A 10030-nucleotide genomic window follows, 5' to 3' on the forward strand; every position below is an offset into this window, starting at 1 on the left:
TCATACCCCGCGCCCCCTTTCCCTTATTTTATCACATCTTCTATCATTTCGGGGAATTAAATCAGCGTTTCCTTAAAATGGCGCTCCAGGTGGCCGGGATGGTAGACGTCCCCTGCCGGACAAAGACCCCTTCCGGGCGGAGGCCCTTGGCCGCGAGATAGTAGGGGCAGGCGGTGCCCCTTTGGACGCTGACTGCAACAACGTCTTTTCCACCTATCTCCCGTTTTTCACACAGCAGAAACATGGTGATGTCAGGTTTAATGGAATCCCGCAGGGCATTGGTCACCTTAAGCATAGTACCGTCCAGATCCGGGACGCCGATGACTGTGCCGTCGTCTTCCACGCCAATCAGAACCTCGCCGCCTCTGGTATTGGCAAAGGCGACAACCGTCCTTTTGATCTCGTCCGTGTACTCCCGTTTAAATTCGGTGGTAATTCCTTCCGTCATAGCAGTTTACCTCGTACCAATGATACCACCATTATATGCGTTCTAACCAGAAATGTAGAGAAAAATGATTTGAATCAGTTCAAATTGCTTCGAACTGATTCACTGCATAAATTTGCTTTGTCATATTGCCAACTGACCCCCATTTCGTCTATCGAAACGCAAATCCCGCCGCAGTGCATTTCACACATTGCGGCGGGATTTTTTGCTTTCAGTGGGCCGATTCACCTAAATAAGTAATATTTCGTCATAGTTCGCTAGTATTTACTTTCGCCTTTTTTAAGATGGCATAGATACATCAAGGTCGGAGGCGGCCTCCATCTTGAACTTATCCATGGCGCTGCGGGCCTCGGGGACATTGAGCTTGTTGGTGTTCTTGCTAGACATAATTGAATCTCTCCTTTTCATCAAATCATGCGTTTTTGTTTGGGTCACTGGGTATCGCGAGCATAGTTTGACTCGAAAAGGGGGGAATATGCCGATTTTTTGACGGTAATTTTTTCTTGACCGGGATCAGCTGAAATATTCCCGCATCCGGGGCCTTTTCAGCGCTTCCGGCTTGTCCAGGCTCTGCATTAGCTTTAGAGAAGGACACGGGTTGCCTTGTAATTTTTCGGGCCGTCATTTTCTGGTTCCGCTTCCCTCTATTCCATGAAGAAGGCCCCGCCGGCAAAATTCGTGCCGCGGCGAAGCGGTTCGCCTGCCTGCCGGGAAAATTCGCCGCCGGAGCGGCAGGAGAACACCTTGCCAGCGGAAGAAAAAAATGTTATAATATCAGCGCTGTGTTTGCAAACGCGAACCGTCCGCCAAAAACGGCCGCGTCCCTGGAATGCGCGCGGCTCAGGAAATCCACCGGAAGGGTTTGATGCTATGAAAAAGTATAGGTTTCTGCTGTTGTCCCTGGGGGCGCTGCTGTGCCTCTCCGCCTGCGGAAAGGAAGCTCCGCCGCCGGGGGACGTGAACCCGGTAAAGGAGAACGTGGAGCTGACCGTCTGGGGCGCGGAGGAGGACGAGGCGCTGCTTCAGGAGATATTTGCCTCCTTCCAAAGCCATTATGCCGGGGAGGCCGACTTCCGCATTACCTATCAGCCCCAGAGCGAGTCTCACTGCAAGGACGCCCTGCTGGAGGATTTGGAGGGCGGGGCGGATGTCTTCGCTTTTGCCGACGATCAGGTGGCCGCCCTGGCCGCCGCCGGAGGGCTGGACCCCATTGAAAACCCCGACGGTGTCCGGGCCGCAAATCTCTCCGCCGCCGTGGACGCGGCCAGCGTGGACGGGACGCTTTACGCCTATCCCCTGACGGCGGACAACGGCTATTTTCTCTATTACAATAAGGCGTACTTCTCGGAAGAGGATGTCCAGACCCTGGACCGGATGCTGGAAATCGCGGCGGAGTCCGGGCGGCTGGCGGTGATGGACTGGTCCTCCGCCTGGTACGTCTACTCCTTCTTCGGAAACACCGGCCTGGAGGTGGGGCTGAACGAGGACGGCCTCACCAATTACTGCACCTGGAACAGCGCCGAGGGCCCCGTTTCCGGCGTGGACGTGGCCCGGTACATGCTGGACATCGCCGCCGGCTCCGGCTTTGAAAGCCGGACGGACGAGGAATTCCTGGCGGGGGTGCGGGACGGCTCGGTGATCGCCGGGGTCAGCGGCGTGTGGAACGCCGTGGCCATTCAGGAGGCCTGGGGCGAAGACGCCGGGGCTGCCAAGCTGCCCACCTTCACCTGCAAGGGCCAGCAGATTCAGATGGCCNCCTTCTCCGGCTGCAAGCTCATCGGCGTAAACGCCTATTCCAAGCATCCCCAGTGGGCGGCCCGGCTGGCGGAGTGGATTACCAGTGAGGAAAACCAGCGCCTCCGCTTCGAGCTCCGGGGCCAGGGCCCCGCCAACGCCAGCGCGGCGAATTCGCCGGAGGTTCAAGCCGCCCCCGCCATCGCGGCGCTGCTGGCCCAGTCGGAGTTCTCCCAGCTCCAGCGGGTGGGGGGCAAGTTCTGGGACCCGGTGGCGGAGTTCGCCGGGAACATGGCCCGGGGGAACCCTTCCGGCGCGGACCTCCAGGCCCAGCTGGATCACTTAGTGGAGGGCGTGACGGCGCGATAGCCGCCATTTGATATTCCATCATGTTTCGGGGGGAGAGAGCTATGAAAGGAAAGCTGCAGCAGCGGCTGATTCTGCCCATTATCCTGCTGGGGCTGGTGACGCTGCTGTCCAATGTTTTGGCGGTATTCAGCATCAACAATGTCCACTCCAACGCGGGAACCATCGTGGACGAATATATGGTCAGCGAGGCGAAGCTGGAGGATATCCGGCGCTCCATCATGGACATCCACCGCCTGGCCCTCAGCCATATCGTGGCGGCGGACCATGCCTCCATGATCCGCCTGGTTCAGGAGATCAAGGCGGAGGAGGCGGAGCTGGACGGGAAGCTGGCGGACTACGAGCCCTTTGTCTTTCAGGACGACGAGGCGGTCTATCAGGCCCTGCTGGCGGACTACGATGCCTTTAAGCACGCCCTGGTCCGGCTGGTCTGTGCCAGCGCCGACAGCAAAACCNAGGAGGCCTACACCATGGCTAACGGGGAAGTGGCTGACCGGAGCGAGGCGGCGGAGGGGGGTATCAACGTCCTGTCTGCCTCCGTCTCCACCCAGGCGGAGGCGGCGAAAAGCCGTCTGTTCCTGGTGTATGTCACCTCCTTGGCGGTCAGCGCCGGGACGCTGCTGGCGGGGATTCTTTTGGTGTGGGCGGCCCTGCGGATCATTCGCAAATACGTCATTGCCCCCATTCGGGGAGCCATGGACACCCTTCAGGACAGCTCCCAGCGCATCAGCGGCGTGGTGGGTGAGGTGCGGAAGCGGACCCGGACCTCCAGCGGCAGCGCCCGGGAGCTCTCCGGGCTGACGGAGCACCTCTCCGCCGCCCTGGAGGAGATTGCGGGGAACACCGCCGCCATCATCGCCAGCGCCTCCGGCACCCAGGAGGACGCCGTCCAAATGGCGGAGGACTGCGCCGCCATCACCGCCTATTCCGTGGAGATGCGGGGCCGGGCGGAGGAGATGGAGCGGTCCGCCCGGGAGGAGATGGAGACGGTCCGGGCCCGGACGGAGGAGATCACGGCCTCCCTGGACCGGGCCATCGAAAAGAGCCGGAGCGTGGACCGCATCAGCGCCCTGACCAAGGACATCCTGTCGATTTCCTCCTCCACGGATCTGATTGCCATCAATGCCGCCGTGGAGGCCACCCGTGCCGGGGAGGCGGGAAAGGGNTTCGCCGTGGTGGCCCGGGAGATTCGCCGTTTGGCGGACTCCTGCGCGGAGACTGCCAGCCATATCCAGGAGGTCAGCGGCGTGGTCACCGGAGCGGTGGACTACCTCTCCGGCAGCGCCCGGGAGCTGACGGAATATCTGGGGAAAGCCCTCCGGGACCAGCTGGAGCAGTCTGTCCGGTCCGGGCGGCAGTACCGGGAGGACGCGGCCTACATCCAAGGGACCATGGACTCCTTCAACGGTCAGGCGGAGCGGCTCCGGGAGTCCATGGAAGACGTGGCCGCCTCCANTTCCAGCATTTCCAGCGCGGTGGAGGAGGCGGTGGCCGGGGTTACCGGCGCGGCGGACAGCACCCGCGCCCTGGCGGGAGACATGGCGGGCATTACCTCCGGCATGGACATAAACCAGGAGATTGTGGGCGAACTGCAAAAGCAGGTGGACGTGTTCGCGAACCTCTGAGAAGCATACATAAGAAACGGGCGGCGGACGCAAAGCGTCCGCCGCCCTTGATTCATTTGAGTACCGATGTAAAAGTTCCGCTGTCACGGCCTCCGGCCCGTTTCCGCCAAAACGGGTTCCTCATGCCCGGCGGTTTCGTCCAGCCGGGCCTCTTCGTTCTTGATCTCCCAGTGAATGATAAAGGTCAAGGCGCCCCGGAGCAGAATCACCAGACCCAGAACCATAAGCTCGCTCAGCTCCCGGACCAGCACGGTCCGCAGCACCTCGCCGCCCAGCTTGAACTCCAGGGCCAGGGAAATGCCCTGGGCCAGGGAGAGGCGGATGTGGGGCTTGCGCTTCGCGTAGCCGATGATGCTTTTCACTGCCGTGATCAGCAGAACGGCTACGCCGGCGCACTCCAGCAGCAGCACGCCGTATTGGACGATTAGCTGGAAGATCGCTTCGATTTGGTGGAGCAGCGCCATAAGCGGAATCCCCCTTTCGTAAATGGAGCGCTTGGAGCGGGACGGAAACCCTTGCGGCCTTGGGCTTATCTTTGTCCCAGCTCCCGCCGGACGGCCTTGGCCAAAAGCTCCTGCCCCTCGGGGGAGCGGAGGGCCTCCAGGGCCGCGTCCCGCATCAGGGCCTGGAAGGAGGGGCTTTTCAGCAGCGCGCCGAAGACCGCGCCGTCCTCCTGCACCGCCGCCGGGCGGGGCTTTTTTGAAACGGGCGGGGCCGCCGGAGTCCGGACGGGCTCCTCTGTGGGCACATTGCCGGAGAGCCAGCTGTCTCCCCCGGCGGAGTCGTCGCTCTCGCCCCGGAGATAGGGGAGGGTGACGGAAAAGTAGTCCGCCAGCTTCCGCTGCTGGTCCTGGGTGGGCGTCTGCCGCCCGGTTTCAAACTTCTCCATGGCCGTCTTGGGGAAGCCCAGGGCGGCGGAAAGGGCGGGGCGGCTGATTCCCCGCTCCATGCGGAGCGCCTCCAGGCGCTGCGCCATTGTTACCATGATGAAAACCTCCGTTTGAGGCGCGGCGAAGGCCGCGCCTCTGGTTTCTTATCCCCGCCGGTCCGGCAGGAGGACGACGCTTCCCGCCGCCCGGGTGGCGTTCAGGTCGATGAGCCGCTGGTTGGAGCTGCCCCGGAAGCGGAGGGAGATGTCCTTCAGCGCCTCCACAAAGCGGCCGTCCACCAGCACGTCCAGAAGGGACAGCAGCTCCTCCGTGGCCCCGCAGCGGGGATGGCTTCCCTCCGNCAGCAGCTCCTCGTAGGTGAAGCCGCTGAACGCCCAGATGTTCTTTTCCGGGTACGCCGCCCGCACCTTTCGCAGGAAGGGGAGGAGTGCCCGCTGGTTTTCCGGCTCAAAGGGCTCGCCGCCCAAAACCGTCAGGCCGCTGACATAGCTGGGGGAGAGGAGGGCGAGAATCCGGTCCTCCGTCTCCTCCGTAAAGGGCTGGCCGTAGTCAAAGGCCCAGGTCTGGGGCTGGAAGCAGTGCTCACAGTGGTTGGTGCAGCCGGAGACGAAGAGGCTGACCCGGACGCCCTCGCCGTTGGCGACGTCGCAGTCTTTGATTTCTCCGTACTACATGGCCCTTACAGGTGCAGCACCCGGTCCCGGATCTCCTGGGTCCGGCCCTGGTTCCAGTACTGGGTCCCGATGTAGCCGCAGGTCCGCCGGGCCACGTTCATCTTGTCCTGGTCCGTGTTGCCGCACTTGGGGCATTTCCAGACCAGCTTGCCGTGCTCTTCCTCAATCTGGATTTCCCCGTCCCAGCCGCAGACCTGGCAGTAGTCGCTTTTGGTGTTCAGCTCGGCGTAGATGATGTTGTCGTAGATGAATTTCATCACCTGGAGCACCGCCTCCAGATTGTTCTGCATGTCCGGCACCTCCACGTAGCTGATGGCCCCGCCGGGGGAGAGGTGCTGGAACTGGGCCTCGAATTTCAGCTTGTCAAAGGCGTTGATTTGCTCCGTCACATGGACGTGGTAGGAGTTTGTAATATAGCCCTTGTCGTTGATGCCCTCCACAATGCCGAAGCGGCGCTGGAGGCACTTGGCGAATTTATAGGTAGTGGACTCCAGGGGGGTGCCGTAGAGGCTGAAATCGATGTTGTGCTCCGCCTTCCACTTCCGGCAGGCGGCGTTCATGGTTTCCATGATCTCCAGGGCGAAGGGGGTGGCGGAGGGGTCCGTGTGGCTCTTGCCGGTCATGTACTTCACGCATTCGTAAAGCCCGGCGTAGCCCAGGGAGATGGTGGAGTAGCCGCCGTAGAGCAGCTTGTCGATGGGCTCGCCCTTCTTGAGCCGGGCGCAGGCGCCGTACTGCCACAAAATGGGGGCCACGTCGGAGGGCGTGCCCTTCAAGCGCTCGTGGCGGCACAGCAGGGCCTGGTGGCACAGCTCCAGCCGCTCCTCAAAAATCTCCCAGAATTTTTCAATGTTCCCGCCGGAGCTCAGGGCCACGTCGGGGAGGTTGATGGTCACCACGCCCTGGTTGAACCGCCCGTAGTACTTGGGCTTCCCGGTCTCCGGGTCCACGTAGGGCGTCAGGAAGCTGCGGCAGCCCATGCAGGTGTAGCAGTGTCCCTCGCCGTTTTTGTCCACCTTCAGCTCCAGCATCTTCTTCTCGGAGATATAGTCCGGGACCATCCGCTTGGCGGTGCATTTGGCCGCCAGCTTCGTGAGGTACCAGTAGGGGGCGTCCTCGCGGATGTTGTCCTCCTCCAGCACGTAGATGAGNTTGNGCAAGGCCGGGGTGATCCACACGCCGTCCTCGTTTTTCACGCCCTCATAGCGCTGCTCCAGAGTCTCCTCAATAATGAGGGCCAGGTCCTTGCGCTCCTGCTCGTTCTTGGCCTCGCCGAGATACATGAAGACCGTGACAAAGGGGGCCTGTCCGTTGGTGGTCAAGAGGGTCAGCACCTGGTACTGGATGGTCTGGACGCCGCCCCGGACCTCCTCCCGGAGGCGGGTCTCCACCAGCTTGGAGAGGCTGTCCTCGTCCAGGATGACGCCGATTTCCTTCAGCTCCCGTTCCACGATAACCCGGAGCTTCTTCCGGCTCACGTCCACAAAGGGNGCCAGGTGGGCCANGGAGATGGACTGGCCGCCGTANTGGTTGGAGGCCACCTGGGCCACAATCTGAGTGGCGATGTTGCAGGCGGTGGCGAAGCTGTGGGGCCGCTCAATGAGGGTCCCGGTGATGACGGTGCCGTTTTGCAGCATGTCCTCCAGGTTCACCAGGTCGCAGTTGTGCATGTGCTGGGCGAAATAGTCGGAGTCGTGGAAGTGGATGATGCCCTCCTGATGGGNCTCCACAATCTCCTTGGGCAGCAGCAGCCGCTCGCTGAGGTCCCGGGAGACCTCGCCGGCCATGTAGTCCCGCTGGGTGGAGTTTACCACCGGGTTCTTGTTGGAGTTTTCCTGCTTGGCCTCCTCGTTGCAGCATTCAATGAGGCTGAGGATGCGGTCGTCCGTGGTGTTGCTCCGGCGGACCAGGGAGCGGGTATAGCGGTAGGTGACGTAGTTCTTCGCCACCTCGAAGGCCCCGTGGGCCATAATCTGGTATTCCACCAGATCCTGAATCTCTTCCACAGAGGGGGAACGGCCCAGCTCCTGACACGCCAGCTCCACGGATTCCGCGATGCGCCGGACCTGGGTGGCGGTCATGCGCTTTTCCGGGTCGATGCTCTCGTTGGCACGGGTGATGGCCGATAAAATCTTGGTGATGTCGAACGAGACCTCGGTGCCGTTTCTTTTGATAACTTTCATTTGTATCCCCCTAGCAGTAATTATACACGCAGTAGTAATCGCGCCCGCGATTACCACAATACTTTGGCAGTAGGCCAAGCATAACACACAAGATATAGGGGCGCAAGTGTTTTTTGCTACATTCTTGAAAAAAATTCCGGCCCGGCGGAGGCCGGATTCCCCCAACGCCAGGCGCGGCAAGGGTTTGCGGGCTAATGGAAAAATTTGCTAAATTTTTTAGGAAAATTTTACAAATCGCCGGACCGTCACTCGCCCTCCGCCAGGCGGTAGCCCACGCCTACCTNGGTGAAAAGGTACTCCGGCTCGGCGGGGTTGCGCTCAATCTTGCGGCGGATGTTGGCCATGTTGACCCGGAGGATCTGGTTGCCGCTTCCCGCCCGGGGGCCCCAGAGCTCCTTGATGATGGCATCGTAGGTCAGCACCTTCCCGGCGTGCTTGCCAAGCAATGCCACGATGCGAAACTCGCTGAGGGTCAGCTTCACGNTTTCCCCCCGGACCAGCACCTGGTGCTTGTTGTAGTCGATGACCAGCTCCCCCACGGNATAGGTGCCCTTCTGGGCGATTTCGTCGTTGCCGCTGGCGGTGCGGGTGTGGCGGATGGCCGTGCGGACCCGGGCCAGCAGCTCGGCGGTGCCGAAGGGCTTGGTCAGATAGTCGTCGGCCCCCTGGTCCAGTGCCGTTACCTTGTCCCGCTCGTGAGAGCGGGCGGAGACCACCACCACCGGCAGGCTGGACCAGCTCCGCAGCTGCCGGAGGATGTCCAGCCCGTCCATGTCGGGCAGGCCCAAATCCAAAATTACCAGATCCGGGCAGTGGGAGGAGATCATGGAAAGCCCCTCCGCCCCGGTGCGGGCCTGGATGGTCTCATAGCCCTGACCGTCCAGCACGGCGGCGATGAACTGGGCGATGCCCTTCTCGTCCTCGACGACNANTATCTTTTCCCGTATATTCATGTGGATACCTCCTGCAGGGCCTGAACGGCGGTGGGCAGGCGGAAGGNAAGNTCCGCCCCCCNGAGNAGATTNCGGGCCGTGATGCTCCCCCCGTGGGCCAGGACGATGGCCCGGCAGACGGAGAGGCCTAAGCCCATGTTGCGCTTCCCGTCCCCGTCCGCCGGGCGGCGGGACTTGAGACGGCCGTCAAACAGGTGGTCCAGCTCATCCCGCGAGATGCCCCGGCCGTCGTCCCGGACGGTGATTTTCGCGAAGTCCTCCTCCGCCTCCAGCAGCAGGGCGATGTTGGCGGCCCTGCCGTGGACGGCGGCGTTTTCCAGGAGGTTGGCCAGCACCTGCTCGATGAGGATGGGGTCCATGGGGACCATCAGCAGCTCCTCCGGTGCGGAGACGGTGACGCTGACCTGGGGGAAGCGGCGGCGGAACTTCTGGGCCGCGGTCCCCAGCACCTCCTCGGCGGGCTCCGGCTCCTTGGCGATGCGGGCCTGGGCGTCCCCCATGCGGGTGATGGAGAGGAGGTTTTCCACCACCCGGATCAGCCACTGGGCCTCCTCCCGGGCGTTTTCCAGCAGTTCCCGCTGTTCCCGCTCCGAGAGGCCGGGGTTTTCCAGCACGGCGGAGGTAGACCCCACTATGGAGGTCAGGGGGGTGCGGATGTCGTGGGAGACGGAGCGGAGGAGGTTGGCCCGCATCTTCTCCCGCTCGTTCTCCGCCAGGAGCTGGGCCTGCCGCTTGGCCTGGGCGGTGAGGGTGCTGGTGATGAGGGAGATCATCAGCAGGGTGAAGAAGGTGAGGGGATAGCCGGGGTTGTGAAAGTCAAAGGCCCAGTAGGGGTAGGTGAAGATGAAGTTGACGAAGATAACCCCCAGGATCACGGAAATGGACCCGTAGAGGTAGCCCCTGGTAAGCCGGGAGATCAGCAGCACCGCCAGCACGAAAACCGGGGCGGCGAAGCCGTCGATGCTGCCCGCCAGCCAGAGAATGAAGCACAGCCCAACCGCGCAGAGGAGGATGACGGCGGTGATGAGGAAGTCCCGCCGGGAGACGGGGAAGAGAGGCGAGGCCCAAGGCTTGCGGAAGGTCATGGCGGAAGCTCCTTTCCGTTGGTTTTCTCTATTATAACAGAAAGTCCGGCAAAATTCAATCTCCCGCCTTCCGCC

General features: G+C 62.0%; 10 protein-coding genes. 2 read left to right on the top strand and 8 right to left on the bottom strand.

The window, feature by feature from the left end:
- Positions 1–61 precede the first annotated feature (61 nt).
- Positions 62–448, bottom strand: a complete 387-nt coding sequence (locus JX325_RS08635; RefSeq protein ID WP_204790757.1) for a helix-turn-helix domain-containing protein — start codon at positions 446–448, stop codon at positions 62–64.
- Between the two features lie 276 nt (positions 449–724).
- Positions 725–832 (bottom strand): small, acid-soluble spore protein, alpha/beta type, encoded by a 108-nt coding sequence (locus tag JX325_RS08640; RefSeq protein ID WP_204790758.1) that lies wholly within the window; start codon positions 830–832, stop codon positions 725–727.
- Between the two features lie 483 nt (positions 833–1315).
- On the opposite strand from JX325_RS08640, the gene JX325_RS08645 reads away from it, so the two are divergent.
- Both JX325_RS08645 and JX325_RS08650 read left to right on the top strand, forming a co-directional pair.
- The gene (locus tag JX325_RS08645) at positions 1316–2548 is read left to right on the top strand and encodes an extracellular solute-binding protein (RefSeq protein WP_204790759.1); all 1233 of its coding nucleotides are present in this window, start codon (positions 1316–1318) and stop codon (positions 2546–2548) included.
- A 41-nt stretch (positions 2549–2589) separates the two neighbouring features.
- Positions 2590–4170, top strand: a complete 1581-nt coding sequence (locus tag JX325_RS08650; RefSeq protein WP_204790760.1) for a methyl-accepting chemotaxis protein — start codon at positions 2590–2592, stop codon at positions 4168–4170.
- Between the two features lie 83 nt (positions 4171–4253).
- Here the strand turns inward: JX325_RS08650 and JX325_RS08655 are convergent, their stop codons facing one another.
- From JX325_RS08655 to JX325_RS08680, 6 genes are all read right to left on the bottom strand, one after another.
- Entirely contained in the window at positions 4254–4634 is a 381-nt protein-coding gene (locus tag JX325_RS08655; protein WP_204790761.1) for a DUF1622 domain-containing protein, read from the bottom strand.
- A gap of 65 nt (positions 4635–4699) precedes the next feature.
- Complete coding sequence (locus JX325_RS08660; RefSeq protein WP_204790762.1) at positions 4700–5155, bottom strand: helix-turn-helix domain-containing protein; 456 nt, start codon at positions 5153–5155, stop codon at positions 4700–4702.
- Positions 5156–5203: 48 nt separating this feature from the next.
- Positions 5204–5719, bottom strand: coding sequence for an anaerobic ribonucleoside-triphosphate reductase activating protein (nrdG, locus tag JX325_RS08665; RefSeq protein WP_243414004.1), 516 nt, complete (start codon positions 5717–5719; stop codon positions 5204–5206).
- A gap of 20 nt (positions 5720–5739) precedes the next feature.
- The gene (gene nrdD, locus JX325_RS08670; RefSeq protein ID WP_204790763.1) at positions 5740–7917 is read right to left on the bottom strand and encodes an anaerobic ribonucleoside-triphosphate reductase; all 2178 of its coding nucleotides are present in this window, start codon (positions 7915–7917) and stop codon (positions 5740–5742) included.
- 245 nt (positions 7918–8162) lie between these two features.
- Complete coding sequence (locus JX325_RS08675) at positions 8163–8870, bottom strand: response regulator (RefSeq protein ID WP_204790764.1); 708 nt, start codon at positions 8868–8870, stop codon at positions 8163–8165.
- Complete coding sequence (locus JX325_RS08680; protein WP_204790765.1) at positions 8867–9955, bottom strand: DUF4118 domain-containing protein; 1089 nt, start codon at positions 9953–9955, stop codon at positions 8867–8869. Before JX325_RS08680 ends, JX325_RS08675 begins: the two co-directional genes overlap by 4 nt.
- Positions 9956–10030 lie beyond the last annotated feature (75 nt).

This window comes from Oscillibacter sp. CU971 (genome assembly GCF_905219725.1).
In the GTDB taxonomy this organism is placed as follows: domain Bacteria; phylum Bacillota; class Clostridia; order Oscillospirales; family Oscillospiraceae; genus Oscillibacter.